Source organism: Actinacidiphila sp. DG2A-62, from assembly GCF_035825295.1.
Lineage (GTDB): Bacteria > Actinomycetota > Actinomycetes > Streptomycetales > Streptomycetaceae > Actinacidiphila.
In genome coordinates this window covers 6,239,802-6,258,970 of sequence record NZ_JAYMGI010000002.1, presented here as the reverse complement: position 1 = coordinate 6,258,970, position 19,169 = coordinate 6,239,802, and the positions used below count along the sequence as shown (strand labels likewise).

The following is a 19,169-nucleotide window of genomic DNA, read 5'->3' as shown; positions in this document are numbered from 1 at the left end:
CGGTCGGTCGCGGTGAGCGGCTCAGGTCGCCGAGCCGGTCTCGACCGCAGGGCGGGTGTCCACCGTCATGCGATCCAGCGCCCGGTCGGCGCGCTTGGCGGCCAGGTCGGCGGTGGGTGCGGTGACGACGACCAGGCCGGCTCGGGCGGTGAAGCTCGATCCCTGCGGTGGCAGCATGAGTGTGTCCCCTTCCTCGCACAGCCATGTCGCCCTCTCCAGCCACGGGGTTCCGGCGGTGAAGGCGCGCGACAGGCGGCGCGCTGTGACGGTGCCGGAGCGGTCGGGATAGCGGATGCGGACGGCGGCGGCCCGGTGCCGGGTCGGGGAAAGGTCGGGGGCGCGTCCGCAGGCCACGTCGGCGGCGACGCGGGCGAGTTGGATGCCGGTGGCCAGCTCGACGAGGTGGCCGATCATATCTCCGCCCAGGCGTGCGTTGACCTCGACGATGCGCGGGCCGCCAGCGGTGAGACGGATCTCGGTGTGGCAGACGCCGCGGTCGATGCCGAGGGCTTGGACGGCGGCGACAGCGATCGGGCCGGCCTCGGCGAGCAGGGGGTCGCCGGCGGCGACGGTGTGGCCGGTCTCCTCGAAGTAGGGGAGGTTTCCGAGATCCTTGCGGGTCACAGCGACCGGGATGGTCGCTCCGGCGAACGTGACGGTCTCCACGCTCACTTCCGGTCCGTCGAGGTAGCTCTCGACGAGGACCGCGGTGGATTCGCGGGCCCGGGCCGCGCCGGCGGTCGCGAACGCGAACCCCGCAGGCAGGTCTTCGGGGCGTTCCACGTGGGTGACTCCGACGCTGGCGGCGAAGGCGGCCGGCTTGAGGACGACGGGGTAACCGCCGACGCTGTCGGCCGCCAGGGCCGCCTCCAGCAGCGAGCCGGCCGTCATGGAGGCGGGCGAGGGGACCCCTGCCGCGGCGAAGACGCTGCGGCCGATGGCCTTGTCCCGGCAGGCCAGCATCGTCTCGGGCGTGTTGAACGGCAGACCGAGGTGCCCGGCCAGGACCGCTGTCGGCACCAGCACCCACTCGTTCCAGGTCATCACCCCGGCCAGGGCGTGCCGTGCGGCGAGGGCGCGCCCGGCGGCGAGAAGCGCGCGCTCGTCGTGCGGATCGGCGATCTCGACGTCGGTCACGTAGGGCGCGTGCTCGGCGGTGGGCGGCACCGAGTCGATGACGACGACGTCGTAGGCGGCGGCCACCTGCTGCAGGCAGAACCCGCGGTATCGGAAGTCGCCGAGGGTGACGACCAGGACGGTGGGGCGAGAGGACAAGAACGCTCCAAAGAAGGCGGGGAGAGGGCAAGGAGGCTGGGCGGTCAGCCGGATGCGGCTGCGACGGCTCGCGGAGTGAGGGCCGCTCGCACCTTGGTGAACGCCGCCGCCAGGGCGGCGGCCTGGGCGACGGCCAGGCCGGTGAGGACCTGGCCGAGGGCGTCGGGCGGGGTGCAGGCAACCAGGACGCCGGCCAGCGGGAACGGCAGGAGGAGCACAACGATCGTGGCGGCGAGGGTGGGGGCGAACGCATCGGGCGGAATCAGTTGCGAGCGCGCGGTGCGCAGGACCACGGTCATCCCGGTCTCGGCCGCCATCAGCACCGCGATCAGGATCATGAACGCGGGAAAGTGACGGGTCTGGGCGACGGCGGCGACGGCCAGGCATGCCAACGATGCGGCCGTCGCGGCGGCGCCCCCGACCCGCCACAGCCCCCACCGGTCGATCGCCGGTCTGCTGCCGGCTACCACGAGCAGCGTCGCGGCGGCGGCCAGTGACCATACCGCGCCCACCGAGGCGCTGGAGCGTCCCAGATTCGTCACGACGATGACCGGGGCCGCGGCCTGCACCGTGCCCGTGGCCAGGTTGGACACTGCGAGCCCGGCAACCAGCCAGGCCAGCGCGGGCAACGACCGCAGCGTCGCCCATCCCGCCCGGGCGGCCGGTCTGCTGCCTGTGGCCGATGGCGACGGGCGGTGGTCCGGGGCGGAGCCGGGAACGCCGACAGGGGCGGCTCTCGCGCCAGGGGCGGTGGCCGCTGCCGCGGCGGACATCACAGCGACGACAGCCAGCAGTCCTCCCGGGCCGGTTTGTTGAAGGAGGATTCCCCCGGCGGCCGGCCCGGCGAGCATCGCCCCCTGGTCGATGGCCAGCAGTACGGACTGCACCCGGTGCGGCCGTTCGGCACGACGGCTCGCGGCGGCCCCCGCGGTCTCGGCCGCGAGGTAGCTGAACTGGGAGAGCACGCCGACCAGCGCGGCCAGCGCCATGACCGTCGCGGTGGTCACCACCCCAGTCCTCGCCTGCCCCGCGGTCAGAAGGGGGATCGCCGCGAGAAGCAGACCGGCGCGTGCCGCCGCCGCGCACCGCATGACCCGCCCGGCCCCGTGACGGGAGACCAGGGCCCCGGCCCGCCCGAAGGAGGCGAGCCGGGGCACCCATTCCACGGTGAACGCGGTGCCGGTCAGTGCCGGGGAGTCGGTGGTCGACAGCACCAGCAAGGGCAGCGTGTAGGTCGCGGTGGCCGTCGCGACCGCGTCAGCCGCCCGCGGCAGATACACGCTGCGGCGAAGGTTCGGCGCAGGAGGGGTGTTCACACCGACCGCCTGGCCGGTGCCCGCTGGGGTCCCGGGATGGTCGTCCGCAGCCCCGGCCGGGTGTCGATGCGGCGCTGCAGGAGGTCGGCATGGGCCTGCGCCCAGGAAGCGAGCGCGGTCAGCGGCCCGCGGAGGTCCCGACCGGCTCGGGTCAGGGTGGGCACGCCATCGCGCACGACGTACATGAAGCCGGCTTCGGTCAGGCTGCGTTCGGCCTGCGTGTCCATGCCGACGGCCGCGCCACCGACCGGTTCGGCGAGCGGTTCGGTGTCGGCGCCGCCGAGGACTGCCAGAAGATCGCGGTCCCTCAGCAGCCGCAGCGTGGCGTCCACGCGGGTGACGAAGTCGCATTCGCGGCTGGGGAAACCGTGGTTGCGCGCCCAGCGGGACATCGCGAAGTGGACGTCTCCGAGCCCTTCGCCGGCGGCCGTCAGCACGTAGCAGTCACGGCCGGTGTCCTTGCCGTAGGCGATCAGTCCCCGGTCGCGCAGAACTCGCAGCCCGTAGGTGTACTGGTCGTGCGTCAGGTCGGAGAAGGTGCCGGCGACCAGGCCGAGAGGGATCGGCCCGTGGTCGGTCAGCTCGGCGATCATGCGGGTCGTCCACTGCCGGCCGAGCAGCTGCGCGGCCGCCACCACCAGGTCGGTGGTGGAGGCGGGTCGAGGCGTCTTCGTCGTCATCGGGACCGGCCTCCCGTCGCGCCGGCGCCGACCAGCGGGGAGGCGCTGTGCGAGAAGAGGTCGCCGGGCCGCCACCTCGGTGGGCTGACCGTGCCCGGTGCCGTCGACAGGGCGGGTGGCAGGACACCGGCCGGGGTCGTCTCCACCGCGCGGCGCGGCGCGGCCAGACGCAGCATCGGCTCACGCTGCTCCCCGGCAGCCCAGATGGGGTGGCGGCGCGCGGCGGAAGCGGGGCGGCCCGCCGCCCAGGCCGACAGAGCCCTGAAGACGGGGGCGAGGGAACGGCCGTGGTCGGTCAGCCCGAATCCCCGGCTGCCGGTGCGTTCGACGAGCCCGTCGTCGACCAGTTGGTGCAGTACCGGGTACAGGCGGGTAGCGGTCAGCGCGCCGGGCAGACGGCTCGCAAGGTCGGTGGCGGTCGAGGTACCGCCGGCTCTGAGTCCCCACAGGGCCGCGGCGGCGGAACGGGCGGTGATCAGGGCGAGAGTGTCCTCGGCGTTCTGGGCAGCGGGTATCCGCTCCGGTTCCCACATCCCGGGGATCGTGCTGGGCACCTTCCGCTTCTCAAGTCGCGTGTCCCCCCAGCGGGCGAGCTCGCTCACGACCGGGGCCAGCGCCTGGCCGCGCTCGGTCAGGCAGTAGGAGACGTTGCGGGAGGTGACCGCGACGCGGTCCACCAGCCCGTCCGAGACGAGCTTCTTCAGGCGCATCGACAGCTGGCTGTCGGCCAGCAGGGCCAGGCGGGGCCCAATCGAGGTGTAGCGCAGCGGCTGGTCGGACAGGGTCATCAGCGTCCACACGCTCCAGCGTGGGGCGAGCATCTCCAGCGCTTGGGTCACGCGGGTCAGGTCGGCGGCAGCGGCACGGGACAGACCGGTGTCGGTCAAGAAGAAAACACTCTCCTGAAGGGGCGGAAGGAAGCGGAAGGAACAGGCCCGGGTACGGGCACGGCTTCAAGCAGGGTCCGCGGGGTCAGCGGGCGCGGAGCATGTCCGCGGACAGCGCGGGTCCGGCGCCTCGGTCGGGTGTCGAGGCGATCGAGGGGCGGTGATCGCTCGGCCGCTCGGCACGGCGCAGGCTTTGCAGGACCGCGGCGGCTGCGGCGTGGTGGGCGTCCCGGGCGGTGACCGCACAGGCCAGGCGCTGGGCGGCGTCCACGGCCCGGCGGGCGGCAGAGGGGCCGAACTCCTCCCCTGGCCGGGTCAGTTGATGCAGCCGCTCGCGCTGGATGGCGATGTTGTGCTCGGCGACCTGGCTGTCGGAGTGCAGCTTGAGCAGGGCGGCGAGCATGGTGCCGCCGGGATGCGAGTCGGCGTGTTCACGCAGATCCGCGAGCGGCAGGCCGAAGAGGTCTTCGATGCGGGCGCCGAGGTCAGCGGCGGTGACGGCCAGTGCCCGCTCCCACCGCCTCGCCGCGGATCGTCTCCGGCACAGCGGCCGGTTCGGCGGCGGGCGCGGGGGGCTCGGCGGCCTTGGCGTACAGGGCCGGCCGGTCGACCGGCACGGTGTCGCGGGTCAGCCCCGCAAGCAGCTCGGCGACCGCCCGCCCGTATCTGCGGCCGGTGCCCAACGCCGCCTCCAGCAGGTCGGTCTGGAACCGGAGGTCTTGCAGCGGCATGTCGTACAGGCCGCCGCGTCGCGGATCGGTGGCCTGGTGCAGACGCTCGCGTGCGGCAGAGGCATGGCCTTCCACCACCGCCAGGAAACTGCGCAGCTCCAGCACCTGGTCGACCGGATGCTGCGCGGTGCCGGCCTGCGCCCGCGCGTAGAGCACGGCCAGCGGCTGGCCGAACGCAGCCTCGATACGAGCGTCTTGGGTGGTAGGCATCTCTGCGGTGTTCATCGGCGCACTCCCGCAGACGCCGGCGCGGGAGCGGCCGGGCGCGGTGGCACGCTGGTGCTCAGGGCGGCCGAGCGCCGCACTCCCAGGGCCTCACCGCGCGCCGCGCCGGTGCGCTTGCCCGGCGCGTCCGGGTCGAGCAGGTAGCGGACCACCAACGCGCGCCCGTCTCGAAGGGTCACCGCGGCATCCACGGTGCGCGCCAGGTCCATCTGGTCCTCCGTCAGCGCGTCGGTGCCGTTGGCGACGAGGGCATCGACCAGCGCCTCCTCAGCTTCCTCAAGGAACTGCTGGGCCTCGGTGAGCTGGTCGAACCAGCGCAGCACCTCGCTCGCGCCGCGGACCCGGTCCGGCGCGCTATTCACCAGCGCGCGCAGATCCTCCACGCTGTGGCCAAACCGGTCGCGGACCTCGGCGGCCAGCACCTCCACCACGCCGTCGGCATCGGCGCGGACCGCTGCCGGCTCGCGCGAAACGGGGCCGGACGTCGGAGCACGGGTCCCCGGCGCGGGAAACTTCGGGAATTCACGCATACAGAAATGGCCTCCTGGCACAGGTATCGGGGAGAAGGAGCGGGGATTTCCGGCCGCACGGGCTCGGCTGGGAACGGTTCGATGATCCCCAGAAAAAGCGTTTTGCCTGACGGTATTTTCCGTGCTACGTGCCGCCGGTCATGGTCAGCGGCGTCGACCGGCAGTCTCAGCGGACGGCATCACCGCAGCTCTCGCTGCCGAAGGCGGTCCGGCGGTACGCGGCACCGAGGGCAGGGGACGGTCGCGCTCGTCAAGCCACTCCCACGCAGCCTGTTCGTCGGCGAACGCACCTTCGCGCAGGGTGTAGGTTCCGGAACGCACATCGGCTGATTCGACGATGAGACGGAACGCGGCGGTGTCCGGCGCAGGGTGGGAGTCGCGCAGCAGCGCCCACGCTTCGAACGGCTCGCCGTCGTCCGTGTAGTGGTCGACGAGCGTGTACCGGTCGGCCGAGGAACGCAGATGCTCCTCCAACTGCGCGGTCGCCGCATCGGCGGGCTGGCTGATGCTGCCGGGACCGAGGACGAGAGCTTCCGGTGGGCAGCCCCTGGCCACGAGCCACTGCTGTGCCAGCGACAGCAGCGGCATCCGGCGTGCCCTGATGCGGAATGTCCGGCCGGCTCGGTCGCGGGCGAGATGCACAGCCAGAAGTCTGGCCGTGCCGGGCACATCCCATACGGCTGCGGTGTCGTAGAGCAGTGCGAAGGTGCTGTCCGCCTGGTGGTGGCGTTTGAGCAGCAGGAAGTCCGTGTCGTCGATCCGCAGCTCGCGGTGAGTGGTGTCGGTGTCGTCGGCGGCCTCGAAGCCGCCGGTGTTCAGGCAGCTGTCGAAGTCGAACGCAGACAGGGCCGCCGAGCCGGCCGTTCTCGCGTCGCCGGGGCCTGGATCGGCATGCTCGCCGCCGTGTGCGGGGGCGTTCAGGCCGTCGGAGGCCGGCTGAGCCGGGTGGCTGTCGGTGCCGTCATTGTGGGGTCTGTCGGGGGCATGTTCCTCGCAGCGATGAAAGTGCTGTGGTCGGACGAGCCCGGTTGAGGGCTGACGCCAAGTTTCGGCGGCGGAGGCGCTGGTCCGCGCGGCGCGGCGACAACTGTGGCGCGCTGTTGGGCTCAGCGGTGAGGGGCCGGTGCGGCGAGAGGGCCGCCGAAGTCGGTGAGGGCCCGAGTGCGCGGTGGCACGGTGAGCGTGCGGCGGCCCAGCGCGGTCAACTCGATGCGCTGGCCGGCGTGCAGGGGACGGGTGCGATCGATCTCGACGAGGCCGGCGCTCTCCAGTCGCTGGAGGACGGGGTAGGGCGTCCGCCCGTTCGCGGTGATCACCGACAACCGGTGGGTGACCAGGTGCTGGTGGAGTCTGGCGCCGCGGGCCATCGCCAGCAGGTGGGCGAAGTCCGGTGCCGCCAGCTCGGGCACGTCGACCTCCTCCCGGTCCCGAAACGTCTTTTCCAGCCCTTCCAGCACCGAGACGGTTGCCTCCAGGCGGGCGGTGTACTCGTTCACGGCCTGGGCGAGGTGGTGCACCGCTCGTTCCAGGCGCTCAAGGAGTGCCACGTCGGCCGGGGCGCGGCCGTCGCTGAGCCGGTGCGTTCGCCGTAGGTGGTGGGTGACGTCGGCCTGCGCGTGGGTTAGAGCCTGGTGGGCGCGGGCGAGTGGCACCAGCTCTGGGCGGAGCAGTTCGGCGGCGTGGTGGCGCTGCAGTTGTTCGCCCGAGTAGCCGGTCAGCTTCTCGATGCGCCCCTCCAGGACCGTGGACTGGCCCGGAGCAGCCGGCGGCGAGGTGGAGTGATTCAGCGTTTCACCAGGTCTTCGGCGGCCTGCAGGGCCCGCAGCCGGTAGGACTTGCGCCGCCGCCCGTCGGGCAGGGTCGCATCGCGGGTCTCCACGCCGTAGGGAGCGAGGACTTGAGCGAGACGGGTCTGCGTCAGGTCGGTGAACCTCCACCGGCCGACCGCGAACCCGGGCATGCGGTGCAGCAGCGCGAGCAGGTCAGCCGAGGCCATCGCGTCGGGGTCGCCCCGTTCGGCGAAGGCGGCCAGGCACGCCGCTACGACTCCCACCGGCTCCCGCGTGCCGGGGCGGCAGCAGGCGTCGAGCCCGGCGCCTGCCCGTGGTCTGCAACCGTCAGCGGCGCCGCCGCGGTGGGAAGCGGACGGGATCTGTGCCGTGTGCAGGACGTCTGCCCGGCAACCGGTCGAAGAATCGCAGTGTGGCCAGCTGGCAGAGCGCGGTTCGGGAGGGCGTGCGTGGGCGAAGGGGCGCTGGGCGCAGCAGGTCAACGGGTGTCACCTCGGGGCGGAGTCGGTGCGGTGGGAACGGGAGCCAGGCGCAAGATAGGGGCGGCTGTCATCTGCGGGGAGCGGGCTCGGGCGGCATGGGCGAGGGCGCTGAGCGGCTGCTGGTTCAGCCCAAGCCGGGACGCGACCGCGGTGTAGACGTCGAAGCGTGCCCGGGGGCGCACCGCGGCCACGAACACCTCCCTGGCGTACGGTCCGCCCGCCGGAGCCGGACGCAGCCGGTAGACCAGGCGCCAGCGTGGATCCAGGGCGACGGCGCGGAATCCGGCGAGGGCGCCGGCCAGTTCTTCGCCGCGTAGCTCGCCCTCCACAACAGCGGCCAGGCAGTCCAGGGCGGCCGTGCGGATGTCGGCGGGCGCAATCACCAAGTCGGTGACCACGCGCGGATCGGCTGCCAGCGCGAACCGGGGTTCGCTGTTCATGCCGCCGCCTTGCTGGAGACCGACCCGGGCACGGCGTCCGCGGAGCCGTGGGGGCTGGGCAGGATGCGGTGGGAGGGCCGGTCCGGGCTGGTCATGCAGGCGCTGAGCGGTCCGCCGGGTGCGCGGACGGCGGCCATGGTGTGGGTCAGGAAGTCACGGTGCCAGACCGCCGGCCCGGACGGGCCGGCCTCGGGGTCGATGTGCTGCTGGTAGGCCAGCCACAGGCCGTGCAGCCAGCCCACCACGTCCAGGTGCTCCGTCCACTGCAGGCACCAGGGGGCCGCTGTGGAGACCTCCGCGCCGTAGGTGGGCAGGAGGAAATCGGTCACCCAGTCCGACAGTGCGTCCAGTTCGGCCTCGAACGCGGTGCCGTCCAGGGTCAGGATGAACCGCGGCTCGGGCCTGGACCCGCGCGGCGACGGAGGGCCCGGTGCGAATCCGTCGTACGCGAAAGTAGTGTCCTCGGGTCGGGAGGACAGGGAGTCCAGCAGCCGGGCCTGCTGCTGGGACTCGGCCATCAGCCGGCGGACGCTGGCCTGGAGCGACTCGACGCCGGGGTCGGGGAAGCGCAGGGGTTCCATGATCCCCTCGTCTGATGGGTCGACGGCATCGGGCACGGGCAACTCCTCACGCCGCCGAAGCGGCAAGGGTCAATGCTTGGTAAGGGAACGGGTGGGCCGCTACTGCACAGCCGACGCCATAGGGCACGTCGGCTGTGCGCGTTCAGGCGGCCAGGGCGCAATCGTCCCGGGTGAGCGTCTGGCTGACGGCCTCGGCGAGTCGGTCGGCGGCGACCTGTGCGTAGTGGGGGGTCTTCTCCACGCAGATCGCGTCTCGGCCTTCGAGCACCGCGGCCACGCCGGTCGAGCCGGAGCCGGCGCAGAAATCGAGGACGGTACCGCGCTCGGGAGCGATCTTCACCAGCTCCCTCATGACTTCGACGGGCTTCTGGGTGATGTGCTTGCGCTTGGCGCCCGAGGGCTGGGATGCGGAGTACAAGCCGGGCAGGTACACCGCTCGGGAGTTGTCCATGGCCCCGTTCGAGCCCCACACGATGAACTCCGCGTTCTGCGTGAAGCGGCCCTTCTGGGGCCTGGCCTGCGGTTTGTGCCACACCAGGATGCCCCGCCACAGCCACCCGGCGGCCTGCAGCGCGTCGGTGGTGATCGGCAGTTGACGCCAGTCGGTGAACAGCAACGCTGCCCCGCCGGGCTTGGTCAGCCGGTGGGCCTCGGTCATGATCTGCGTGAGCCAGAATCCGTAGGAGCGCTGATCCATGTTCTCGCCGGTGAAATCGGCAAGACCGTGGCCGGCGTCGGCCGAGGTGTATTTCTGCTTGGCCGTACGCGACGTGCGTTCCTTGGCGGTGCGCCCACCGCTGTTGTACGGAGGATCGGTGATGACCGCATCCACGCAGTCATCCGGCAGGCCGGAAAGCACGGTGAGCGCGTCACCGCGGTGAAGGGAAAACGGCAAGAAGGAACTCCGGGCGGGCAGGGGAGGGTGGACGAGATCTGCGTCCTGGAACATCGCTTCCTGCGTTGGCCGCAGAGAGGCCGGTCTGGTGGCGGGAGCGGGTCCGGGAGATTCCCAAACCCTAGACACATCCTGTCCGCGGCGACGACTCCTTCACGATATTTCGGAGCCAACAGGCGAATTATTTGGCCCGCCGCCGGTCCGGCCCTATGGTTTGGGAATTCCCGCCGCCCGCATCCGCTTCCGACAGCCTTGTGAAGGACACGCCCCTTGCCGTGCTACCGCACCCGACCGTCCCACCGCCCGCCTGCCGCTGACCAACTGCGGAGCCGCCGCCGTTGAAGTGGCTGGCGGCCGTGCTCGGCCTGCTCTGCCTGACCCCGCTCCTGCTGGCCGGCATGTCCGCGGTCTCCGCCGCCGGAGCCGGGCCCGCCTCCCAGACCTCATCCTGTTCGACCGGCACGATCGACACGGCGGCGGTCACCGCGCAGGTCGCCGCCGTCCTCGGCGGCAGCACCCCAGACGCGGTCCCGCACATCGACGGCCTGGACCTGCCGCAGGAGCAGGTTCCCAACGCCGAGGCCATCGTCGTCACCGGCACGACCCTGAAGGTGCCGGCGCGCGGCCAGGTGATCGCCCTGGCAGCCGCCCTGCAGGAATCGCGGCTTCGCAACCTGCCCGCTGGCGACCGCGATTCGCGCGGCCTGTTCCAGCAGCGCCCCTCCCAGGGTTGGGGAACCCCGGCCCAGCTCCTCGACCCCGTCTACGCCAGCACCCGCTTCTACACCGCGCTCCTTGCCGTCCCCGGCTGGCAGCAACTCACCGTCGCCCAGGCCGCCCAGGCCGTCCAGAAGAGCGCGCTGCCCGACGCATACGCCGTGTGGGAGCCGCTGGCCACCGCCCTGCAACGCGCCATCACCGCAGCCCTTCCCGGTACCGGTCAACCCGCCACCGGCCCCGCTCCCTCCTCCGCCCCGACGCAGGCACCTGCCGCACCGCCCACCCCACCCGACTGCACGCCGGCCGACAGCAGCGGGCAGGACGGGCCCGTCCCGGCCGGCTCCGTGCCCGCCGGGTACACCGTTCCCCCCGACGCCCCGCCTGCGGTGAAGGCCGCGATCACCTGGGCCCTGCACCAGCTCGGCACCCTCTACCAGTGGGGCGGATCGTGCACCGGCGCCCACGGCCCCGACCCGATGGCCCGCTGCGACTGCTCCAGCCTCACCCAGCAGGCATACCGCGCCGCCGGAATCACGCTGCCACGCACGACCTACGCCCAGGTCGCCTCCGGCATCCCCGTCCCGCTGTCCTCGCTCGAACCCGGAGACCTGCTGTTCACCGAAGGAACCGCGGCGCGGCCCGAGCACGTGGGTATCTACCTCGGCGACGGCCTGGTGATAGCCGCCCCGCACACAGGCGCCGTCGTACGCATCGACCCCCTCAGCCAGTGGCAGATCCTGGCCGCGCGGCGCGTCGCCGCACCGCCCGCAGGCTGATGTAGTTTCCGGCTGAAGATGTCGGCGTCCAAGCGACTTGTCGCCGACGTGTCGGCAGCCGGGCCAAAGCCCCAGGTCGGCCGCCCGCGCGATCTGTCGGCGCAACCCGGATGGCTGAACTCGCTGGAAGAAACCGACAGATCGCGCGGACAAATCCGCCGACAAGTCGCCTGGACAGAGCTGCGAAACCCCTTGCCAGCGCGGCGCCGGACGACAGGTTCAGCCGGAACCTACAGCTGACGCCATCCGGCGCACCACACGCGTCACCGCGCCCCCGTCCGTCACCGTCCCCCGACAAGGAGCCGGCCCATCACCCCGACCCCATCGCCTCAGCCCCTCCACTCCCAGGTGCTGGCCTACGACCCCGGCATCAAGCCCGCGGCCGGCGGCCTGCCCGGACTCGACGTCCTGCAGAAGATCGTCAGCTCGATCAACCTCTACGGCATCATCGCGGTCGTCGGCGCGCTCGCCGCCAGCCTGGCGATGTGGGCCTGGGGCCACTTCTCCGGCGGGCACCAGGCCGAGGCCAACGGCAAGAAGGGCACCATCGCCAGCGTGGGCGCCGCGCTCGGGCTCGGCGCCGCCAACGGCCTGGTTTTGTTCTTCTCCGCCCTCGGGTCGCAGATCAAATGACGCCTCTCAGAGCCCTTCCGGCCCACCCCGCTTCCTGGTCACCGCCGGCGCGGCGCATCGCGATCATTGCCGTGGCGGCTGCGGTCCTGCTCGCCCTCGCCGGGACCACCGCCTGGCTCACCGGCCGCCGCAGTGGGAATGCGCCCGCACCGGCTGCCGAGCCGAGCCCGGCGACGGCAGCTCCCTCCCAGCGCTCGCCAGCCCCCGCGCCGCCGTCCGCCGCGGGCACCGGATCGGTCACCGCGCCGGCGCACATCACCGATCCGCTCGGCTACGCCAAGGCCGCGGCGCGCCTCCTGTGGTCGTACGACACGCGCACCACCAGCCGCGACCAGCAACTCGCCGGGATGCGTGCCTGGATGGCCACCGGCACGAAGTACGCAAACTGGCCGGCCGTCGCCGCGCAGGTGCCCGATCCGGTGCTCTGGTCGCGGATGGCCGACAACCAGCAGTACGCCTCCGCCACCATCACCGAGGCCCACTTCCCCTCGGCGTTCAAGCAGGCGCTGGCCGACGACCCGGCGGCGCTGACAACGGCGTACATCTACGCGGTCACCGTCACCGGCACCCAGCGCATCACCTGGAAAGACGGCGGCGCCGGGGCTGAGTCCCGCGCGGTCACCCTCGCGGTCCAGTGCCGTCCCGGCAGGGACTGCGCGCTGGTCGACATCGCCCCGACCGTCGCCCCCTGACGCTCACGCGGCGGACTGCGGCTCCTCCGCCAACTCGCTCAGGGCGACGGGGCCGTCCGTCCGCGGGCACACGGTGGCCAGGTACCGGTCGTCCACGATTCCCACCGCCGCGGTCAGCTGATCGAAGTGCCAGGCCCAGGCCAGGTGGAAGCGGCCGGAGACGACCAGCAGGCACGGCTGCCCTTGGCCGGTCTGCGCCGCCGGCCGATCGCGTTCCTCGGCCCACTGCCGCAGCGCCTCGGGGAGTTCCGCGCCCAGGCGGCTCAGCGTCGAGCCCACTGACTCGACCATGGCTCCGAGCATCCCCCGCAGTTCGCGGGCTTCATCGCCAGGGGAGCCGTACAGCGGCTCCTTGACGTGCTGCACGGCCCAGACCTGCGAGCCGTGCAGCACGTGAAGGGTGTCTCCGAACGCCCGTACCGGCCCGTCGGGCCCTGGGGAGAACCACAGATCAGCCATGCGGAAGAGCCTAGTCGCCCGTTCCGGAGCTGGTGTTCAGCTTCGTCGACGAGGCCCGGTTCAGGACATCCCAGCCCCGGAACTTGTTCGTCGCCGTCTTGCCCGTGCTGAAGATCGTGCTGGCGGAGACCATGGGGAAGACGGTGTTGTTGTTGACGTGCTCGAAGTCCTTGTAGGTGGGCGTGTTCGCCTCGAAGGACACCCCGCTGGCGCTCGCGCTGTTGCCGCAGGTGTGGTCGCTGCCCCCGGATATGTTGACGCCGCAGTAGTACGTGGAGGAGTAGGACCACGTCAGGCCGGCCGGGTTCCTGTCCGTGGAACGGGTCATGGTCAGCTGCCACCGCTTGGACGAGCCGCCGACGACGGTCTCCCTGAACTGCGACTTCGTGGATGCCTCCAGCGTGCACTCGTCCCCGGGGCACGCGTAGACCGCCTCGTACATGGTGTCCGAGTCGTACCGGTAGTCGCTGCGCCGGTAGCCGGGGTCCAGGAGCGCGTAACCGTCGGGTGTGGAGGCGTTGGGGTGGACCTCAGCCGGCGCTGCCGCCTGCAGGGCCGCCATGTCCGCCCGCGACAGGGTGTCCGGAGGCGGCGTCGAGGAGCTGACCACCTGCTGAACGGACGCGTCTGACGGGCTGTCGGCCGCGGCCGATGTCGCCAGCGGGATGGCCGCGGAAGCCATCCCCGCGAGAGCGAGCATGAGGTATCGGCGCCGGATGAGACGACGATATCCGGTAGAGATCATTCCCGTTTTCCCCCTCGTGATGAATCCGGCGAAGATAACCCGTCGGCAGCCGGAAGCTAATCACGCATCCCCGTGTGTTGCAACGGCATTCTTCGCGGCGGCCTGACACACCCACCTTTTTTGCGGCCGGGCCCCGCTCCGCTTTCGCTGTTTTCCATCAGACACGTCCCGGCGACATGCAAAGCCGTCTTCGGCTCCGCCTTCCGTTTTCCGTGCTCGATCCGCAAGGAGATTCAACTGGGATTCTGTTCCATCCCCGTGGCCGGAGCCGTGTGCGACGCCGCTGGGGCCATCAACTTCGTCACCGACCCAGGCCATGCCATCACCGACGGCATCGGCGCGTGGATCGCGAAATCCGCCGGTGAACTCGCCGCCGCCTGCGCGGACCTGGCAGCCGACGGCGTCGACACCACCACACGCATCGACCTGAACGCGGGCTGGTTCCGCGACAACTACGCGATGATCCTGCCCATCGGCCTGGTCATGCTGGTCGCCACGTTCTGCGCCCAGCTCGTGCGCGCCGCGTTCAAACGTGATGGCAGGGCCCTGGCGCAAGCCTTCGTCGGGACCGCCTCCGGGGTGCTGTTTGCGTTCGCCGCGATCTCACTCACCAGCGTCGCGCTCACCGCCACCGACGCCCTGTCCGACGGGCTGTTCTCCGCCGGACACACCTCGCTGCAGGCCGCGGTGCGCCGGATGGTCGACGTCACCGAGATCGCGGCGATGTCCCCGCTCGGCTGGCTGGTGACCACGTTCGCCGCGTTCGGAGCCGCGGTCGGGGCGGTCCTGTTCTGGTGCGTGATGATGGTCCGCAAGGTGGGCGTCCTGGTGCTCGTCACCCTCGCCCCGCTGGCTGCCAGCGGCGGCGGCTGGGAAGCCGCGCGGCGCTGGCGGCGCGGGTGGATCGAGGCCACCGCGACCCTGGTCGCCTCCAAGCTGCTGATGACGATCATTTTCCTGCTCGGGATCTCCGCGATGGGACGAACCCAGGGCAAGGACGGCATGGCGGCGTTGGCCGACTGCATGTCCGGAATCGTGATCATGATGCTGGTGCTGCTGTGCCCGTACGCCGTCTTCAAGTTCGTCCACTGGGCTTCCGAAGGCACCGACGCGGAGACCCTGCACCGCGCCGGCGGCACCGGGGCGACGATCGCCCGCCAGCACACCGAACGCGCAGCCCGTAAAGCCGCGATGGCCATGGCCGGCGGTGCCGGCGGTGCCGGTGGTGCCGCCGCCGGCTCCCCCAGGGCCCTCCAACGGTCCCCGGGCAAGGACCCGGTGGGATCGCCCAGATCAACCCCGCTGGAAGCCCGGCACCGGCTGCGCCATCAGGATCGAGCAGTTCGCCCTCCGCTGACGGCCTGTCCAAGGCGGTGCAGGCGCACCCCACCCGCCCCGCCGACGAAACCGACGGGCAGCCCGGCACCTCGCCGACGACACCGTCCACAGCTTGGGTTTCACACCAGTCGCCCGCCTCTGCCGCAGGCGGCGGCGCAGCGCAACTCGGTGCTGATTCCAGCGCCTCGCCACCCCCACCGTCCCCGACCGGCGCCTGAACCCGACCCGCACACAGCCGCAAACTCGCCGCTGTATCCCCATCGCAGAAGGGACCGTCCTTGTCCGAGCAGCCCGTCCCGCTCACTGTGCGATTCCCCCACCGGCCGCGCCGCGGGATCCTGCTCGGCCTGTCCCTGCCCCAGTTGCTCGCCTCCTCCGCCGTCGTCTGCCTGCTGATGGTCACCGTCATGACCACCGGCGTCCTGGGCGCCCTCGCGCTGCTGCCGCTGTGGGCGGCGGCCGGTGTCATGGTGTTCGTGCGCCGCGGCGGGCGCACGCTCATCGACTGGATACCGGTCACGGCCGGCTACGTGTACCGCGCGTGGTTCAAGCAGCGACTGTGGCTGGCGCGTCCGGTCTCCCGACCGCACGTCCACGGACTCCTGCACCTACCGGGTTCCGCAGCCTCCCTGCGGGTGATCTCGCCCGACGGTGTGGAGGCCGCCGCCTTGCACGACCCGCGGAACCAGACCCTCACCGCCGTCGCGCGGGTCAGCGCGCGCGCCTTCGCTCTGCTGGACCCGGCCACGCAGAACGCCAACATCACGGCCTGGGGGCGGGCGCTGGCCGGGATCGCCCGCACTGGACACGTGACCGCCGTGCAGGTGCTGGAGCGGACCGTTCCGGGCACCGGGGACGCACTCGTCCGGCACTGGCAGCAGCACGGACGCCCGCAAGCCCCCGTCGCGGGAGACGTCTACGCCGACCTCGTCGGCTCTGCGGCCCCCGCAGCCGCCCCGCACGAAACGTATCTGGTGGTCGCCGTGGACCTCAAAGCCGCGCGAAGGCTGGTCACGCAGGCCGGCGGCGGCCTTCCCGGAGCGTTCACCGTCCTGGGCCAGGTCACCGCGACCGTCAGCCAGGCCGCGCGCAACGCCGGGCTGACCGTGGCCGGATGGCTGTCCGCCACGGAGATCGCCGCGGTCATCCGCACCGCCTACGACCCGGCCGCCCTGCCCCGGCTCCAGCAGTGGTCACCGGCCGGTCACGCCGAGGCCGCCCCCGCCGCCGCAGGCCCTGTCGTGCAGGTCGAGGAAACCGACAGGCTGATCACCGACTCCGCACAGCACGCCACGTACTGGGTGGAGAACTGGCCGCGGACCCAGACGGGCGCGGGATTTCTGCACCAGCTGTTGTTCACCGCCGGCACACGGCGCGCCTTCTCCCTCATCTACGCACCGCAGCAATTCGACGCGGCGCTCCGCGACGTCCAGCGCAGGAAGGCAACGATCCTCGCCGACGCCGCCGAACGCCAGCGCAAGGGCCGGGTCGACTCCGAATCCGACAGCATCGAATACGCCGACACCACGCAACGCGAGCGCGAGCTGATAGCCGGCCACGCCGACGTCGCGCTGACCGGCCTGCTCACCCTGTCTGCAGACACCCGCCAAGCTCTGGACGCGGCGTGCGCCACCGCGGAGACCGCCGCCGCCACCACCCAGATCGACCTGCGACGCCTGACCTACCAGCAGTCCGAAGCTTTCGCCGCCGCAGCCCTCCCGCTGGCCCGCCTCGCCCTGTGACCACCGGCTCGGACCACCGCGCCGACGCCCCGACCCGCAGCCCGACGGCCCGGTTCCCGCCCGACACCCCGTCTCACCCCGATGCGGTCCCGGCAGCAACCGGCGACCGGCGGCACACACCCCGAGGACTCCCCTTGCCCCACCCCCGCGCCGAGACCTTTCCGACGCATCCCTATCTGCGCGCCGCCGGCGCGGCGCTGCGGCGCCACACCAACATCCGCCGCCCGCACGACGACGCGCCTCCCGCTGCCGCCGACCGACCGCACCTGGACCTGATCCACGAGCACCTGATCGCCTGCCATCAGTTGCTGGACGACCTCAGCGACGCCACCGGGCCCTCCTCCCCCGCTGCCGGCCACCACCTCACGCGCTCCCGCACCCGCTTGTGGCAAGCAGCCGCCGCCGTCCACGACGCCTTCCACGCCCTGCCGCTGGCGGCTCCCGATGCGAACCCGCCGTGCCACCCTCCAGCGCGGCTCGTGGACGGGCCGCCGTTCGTCACCATCTGCCAGCGCCACCTGGCCGCCGTTCACACAGCCCGCCGCACGACCACGGCTGCCGACCTCAACGCCCCGCTGCACGGCCACACGACCACGTGCGTGCGCTGACGCCCCCGGCCACGCGCGGCCGGCTGGTTCCGAAGAAGGAGACGCACGCCCGATGACCGCCCGAGCGCGCCGCACCAGCGCCAGCGACCTGTTCACCCCACACCACGCCGCCCGCGCGGACCGCAGGGCCGCCCGCCTCGCACTCGCCCGGGCCGCGGCCCGGGCCCTCGACGCGGGGCCCGACGCCCCGGGCGACAGTCCAGCCGCCGAGGAAACGGGCGTGCCCGCGCCGGTCTATCCGGCGGCAGGACGCCCCGGCCCGGCATCCGCCCGCAGCCGTCGTCTCAAGCTCCCGGCGCAGCGGATGACCACCGCCACCGTGAGCGGCGCCTACCCCTTCCTGGCCGAAGGCGGCCTCGGCTCCGACGGCATCTACATCGGCCGCGACGTGCACGCCGAAGCCTCCTTCACGTTCGACCCGTTCTCCCTGTACGGAACGCTGGAAGGATTCACCAACCCGAACGCCTTGCTCGCCGGCGTCATCGGACAGGGCAAAAGCGCCCTGGCGAAGTCACTCGCGCTGCGCTCGATCGCCCACGGCTACCGCGTATACGTTCCTTGCGATCCCAAGGGCGAGTGGTCAGTGGTCGCCGCGGCGCTCGGCGGCACCACCATCGCCCTCGGCGTCGGCCTGCCCGGAAAGCTCAACCCGCTCGACGCCCCGCCCCGCCCCGCCACCTCCACCGCCGCCGAATGGGCCAACGAGGTCCGCAAGCGACGCCTGCTGCTGCTCAGCTCGCTCGCCCGCACCGTCCTGGGCCGCGATCTCAGGCCGATGGAGCACACCGCCCTGGACGTCGCCCTCGACGCCGTCGTCGCCACCAGCGAGAACACCGGCCGCACGCCCCTGCTCGGCGACATCGCCGCCACCCTCAACGCCCCGAAGCAGCTGGACGCCGCCGCGGGCGCCGTCTCCGGCAAACTCGGCGACGCCGCGCGCGACGTCGCCCACTCCCTGCGCCGACTCGTCCACGGCGACCTGGCCGGGATGTTCGACGCCCCCACCACCGTCGCCTTCGATCCCGCCGCCCCGATGCTCACCATCGACCTGTCCCGCCTCGGTGGATCTGGCACCGACACCGCCCTCGTACTCGCCATGACCTGCGCCTCGGCGTGGATGGAGGCCGCTCTCGCCGACCCCGACGGCGGCCGGCGCTGGATCGTCTACGACGAAGGCTGGCGGCTGCTGCGGCACATCGGCCTGCTGGAGCGGATGCAGTCCCAGTGGAAGCTCAGCCGCGGCCTCGGCATCGCCAACCTGCTGATCATCCACCGCCTGTCCGACCTGCTGTCCGCCGGCGACGCCGGATCACGCGGCCGGGTCCTCGCCGAGGGCCTCCTCGCAGACTGCTCCACCCGCGTCATCTACCGCCAGGAGGCCGACCAGCTCACCGCCTCCGCCGGGCTCCTCGGACTGACCGGCGTCGAAACGCAAGCCGTCTCCGCCCTCCAACGCGGACGCGGCCTGTGGAAGGTCGCCGGACGCAGCTTCATCGTCCAGCACCTCCTGCACCCGCACGAGGCCCGCCTCTTCGACACCGACGCCAGAATGCACTGACCGCCGGACACCCCCCGACCCGCGTCGCAGCCGACCGAGGTGAAGAGGCCAAGGCTTCCCGCCCCG

General features: G+C 72.1%; 23 protein-coding genes. 8 read left to right on the top strand and 15 right to left on the bottom strand.

What is annotated here, in order from left to right; translation table 11 throughout:
- Positions 1 to 21 precede the first annotated feature (21 nt).
- The 8 genes from VSR01_RS28245 to VSR01_RS28210 form a co-directional block, all read right to left on the bottom strand.
- Positions 22 to 1,275: an ATP-grasp domain-containing protein gene (locus VSR01_RS28245; RefSeq protein ID WP_326451890.1), complete on the bottom strand. Its 1,254-nt coding sequence runs from the start codon at positions 1,273 to 1,275 to the stop codon at positions 22 to 24.
- Between the two features lie 44 nt (positions 1,276 to 1,319).
- Positions 1,320 to 2,489 carry an MFS transporter gene (locus VSR01_RS28240; RefSeq protein ID WP_442785713.1) on the bottom strand — a complete coding sequence of 390 codons (1,170 nt, stop codon included), beginning with the start codon at positions 2,487 to 2,489 and terminating at the stop codon, positions 1,320 to 1,322.
- Between the two features lie 98 nt (positions 2,490 to 2,587).
- Complete coding sequence (locus VSR01_RS28235; RefSeq protein WP_326451889.1) at positions 2,588 to 3,271, bottom strand: hypothetical protein; 684 nt, start codon at positions 3,269 to 3,271, stop codon at positions 2,588 to 2,590.
- Positions 3,268 to 4,158, bottom strand: a complete 891-nt coding sequence (locus tag VSR01_RS28230) for a winged helix-turn-helix transcriptional regulator (RefSeq protein ID WP_326451888.1) — start codon at positions 4,156 to 4,158, stop codon at positions 3,268 to 3,270. Before VSR01_RS28230 ends, VSR01_RS28235 begins: the two co-directional genes overlap by 4 nt.
- 85 nt (positions 4,159 to 4,243) lie before the next feature.
- Positions 4,244 to 4,561 carry a hypothetical protein gene (locus tag VSR01_RS28225; RefSeq protein WP_326451887.1) on the bottom strand — a complete coding sequence of 106 codons (318 nt, stop codon included), beginning with the start codon at positions 4,559 to 4,561 and terminating at the stop codon, positions 4,244 to 4,246.
- An 82-nt stretch (positions 4,562 to 4,643) separates the two neighbouring features.
- Positions 4,644 to 5,114: a hypothetical protein gene (locus VSR01_RS28220; protein WP_326451886.1), complete on the bottom strand. Its 471-nt coding sequence runs from the start codon at positions 5,112 to 5,114 to the stop codon at positions 4,644 to 4,646.
- Complete coding sequence (locus tag VSR01_RS28215) at positions 5,111 to 5,545, bottom strand: hypothetical protein (RefSeq protein ID WP_326451885.1); 435 nt, start codon at positions 5,543 to 5,545, stop codon at positions 5,111 to 5,113. Before VSR01_RS28215 ends, VSR01_RS28220 begins: the two co-directional genes overlap by 4 nt.
- 243 nt (positions 5,546 to 5,788) lie before the next feature.
- Complete coding sequence (locus tag VSR01_RS28210) at positions 5,789 to 6,232, bottom strand: hypothetical protein (protein WP_326451884.1); 444 nt, start codon at positions 6,230 to 6,232, stop codon at positions 5,789 to 5,791.
- A 135-nt stretch (positions 6,233 to 6,367) separates the two neighbouring features.
- Here VSR01_RS28210 and VSR01_RS28205 point away from each other — a divergent pair, with 135 nt between their 5' ends.
- Positions 6,368 to 6,676 (top strand): hypothetical protein, encoded by a 309-nt coding sequence (locus VSR01_RS28205; RefSeq protein ID WP_326451883.1) that lies wholly within the window; start codon positions 6,368 to 6,370, stop codon positions 6,674 to 6,676.
- Between the two features lie 74 nt (positions 6,677 to 6,750).
- Here the strand turns inward: VSR01_RS28205 and VSR01_RS28200 are convergent, their stop codons facing one another.
- From VSR01_RS28200 to VSR01_RS28180, 5 genes are all read right to left on the bottom strand, one after another.
- Positions 6,751 to 7,296, bottom strand: a complete 546-nt coding sequence (locus VSR01_RS28200; RefSeq protein ID WP_326451882.1) for a hypothetical protein — start codon at positions 7,294 to 7,296, stop codon at positions 6,751 to 6,753.
- A gap of 131 nt (positions 7,297 to 7,427) precedes the next feature.
- Entirely contained in the window at positions 7,428 to 7,697 is a 270-nt protein-coding gene (locus VSR01_RS28195; protein ID WP_326451881.1) for a DUF3631 domain-containing protein, read from the bottom strand.
- Positions 7,698 to 7,912: 215 nt separating this feature from the next.
- Positions 7,913 to 8,356 (bottom strand): hypothetical protein, encoded by a 444-nt coding sequence (locus tag VSR01_RS28190; RefSeq protein WP_326451880.1) that lies wholly within the window; start codon positions 8,354 to 8,356, stop codon positions 7,913 to 7,915.
- Positions 8,353 to 8,973, bottom strand: coding sequence for a DUF4913 domain-containing protein (locus VSR01_RS28185; protein ID WP_442785565.1), 621 nt, complete (start codon positions 8,971 to 8,973; stop codon positions 8,353 to 8,355). The genes VSR01_RS28190 and VSR01_RS28185 overlap by 4 nt, the downstream gene beginning before the upstream one ends.
- 106 nt (positions 8,974 to 9,079) lie before the next feature.
- Positions 9,080 to 9,832, bottom strand: coding sequence for a DNA-methyltransferase (locus VSR01_RS28180; RefSeq protein WP_326453861.1), 753 nt, complete (start codon positions 9,830 to 9,832; stop codon positions 9,080 to 9,082).
- A gap of 338 nt (positions 9,833 to 10,170) precedes the next feature.
- Between VSR01_RS28180 and VSR01_RS28175 the strand changes: the two genes are divergently transcribed.
- From VSR01_RS28175 to VSR01_RS28165, 3 genes are all read left to right on the top strand, one after another.
- Positions 10,171 to 11,328 (top strand): C40 family peptidase, encoded by a 1,158-nt coding sequence (locus tag VSR01_RS28175; protein ID WP_326451879.1) that lies wholly within the window; start codon positions 10,171 to 10,173, stop codon positions 11,326 to 11,328.
- 348 nt (positions 11,329 to 11,676) lie between these two features.
- A complete protein-coding gene (locus VSR01_RS28170) occupies positions 11,677 to 11,961 on the top strand; it encodes a hypothetical protein (protein ID WP_069467233.1) in 285 nt (94 codons plus the stop codon).
- A complete protein-coding gene (locus VSR01_RS28165; protein ID WP_326451878.1) occupies positions 11,958 to 12,653 on the top strand; it encodes a hypothetical protein in 696 nt (231 codons plus the stop codon). The genes VSR01_RS28170 and VSR01_RS28165 overlap by 4 nt, the downstream gene beginning before the upstream one ends.
- A 3-nt stretch (positions 12,654 to 12,656) precedes the next feature.
- Here VSR01_RS28165 and VSR01_RS28160 read toward each other — a convergent pair whose 3' ends face one another.
- Together VSR01_RS28160 and VSR01_RS28155 are read right to left on the bottom strand one after the other, a co-directional pair.
- Entirely contained in the window at positions 12,657 to 13,112 is a 456-nt protein-coding gene (locus VSR01_RS28160) for a hypothetical protein (RefSeq protein ID WP_326451877.1), read from the bottom strand.
- Positions 13,113 to 13,122: 10 nt separating this feature from the next.
- Positions 13,123 to 13,794 (bottom strand): hypothetical protein, encoded by a 672-nt coding sequence (locus VSR01_RS28155; RefSeq protein ID WP_326451876.1) that lies wholly within the window; start codon positions 13,792 to 13,794, stop codon positions 13,123 to 13,125.
- 321 nt (positions 13,795 to 14,115) lie between these two features.
- On the opposite strand from VSR01_RS28155, the gene VSR01_RS28150 reads away from it, so the two are divergent.
- The 4 genes from VSR01_RS28150 to VSR01_RS28135 all read left to right on the top strand — a co-directional run bounded on the left by VSR01_RS28150 (position 14,116) and on the right by VSR01_RS28135 (position 19,103).
- On the top strand, positions 14,116 to 15,591 hold the full coding sequence (locus tag VSR01_RS28150) for an SCO6881 family protein (protein ID WP_442785564.1): 1,476 nt from the start codon (positions 14,116 to 14,118) through the stop codon (positions 15,589 to 15,591).
- Positions 15,474 to 16,937 carry an SCO6880 family protein gene (locus VSR01_RS28145; protein ID WP_326451875.1) on the top strand — a complete coding sequence of 488 codons (1,464 nt, stop codon included), beginning with the start codon at positions 15,474 to 15,476 and terminating at the stop codon, positions 16,935 to 16,937. Before VSR01_RS28150 ends, VSR01_RS28145 begins: the two co-directional genes overlap by 118 nt.
- Positions 16,938 to 17,071: 134 nt before the next feature.
- Positions 17,072 to 17,545 carry a DUF6238 family protein gene (locus VSR01_RS28140; RefSeq protein ID WP_326451874.1) on the top strand — a complete coding sequence of 158 codons (474 nt, stop codon included), beginning with the start codon at positions 17,072 to 17,074 and terminating at the stop codon, positions 17,543 to 17,545.
- A 52-nt stretch (positions 17,546 to 17,597) separates the two neighbouring features.
- A complete protein-coding gene (locus VSR01_RS28135) occupies positions 17,598 to 19,103 on the top strand; it encodes an ATP-binding protein (RefSeq protein WP_326451873.1) in 1,506 nt (501 codons plus the stop codon).
- Positions 19,104 to 19,169 lie beyond the last annotated feature (66 nt).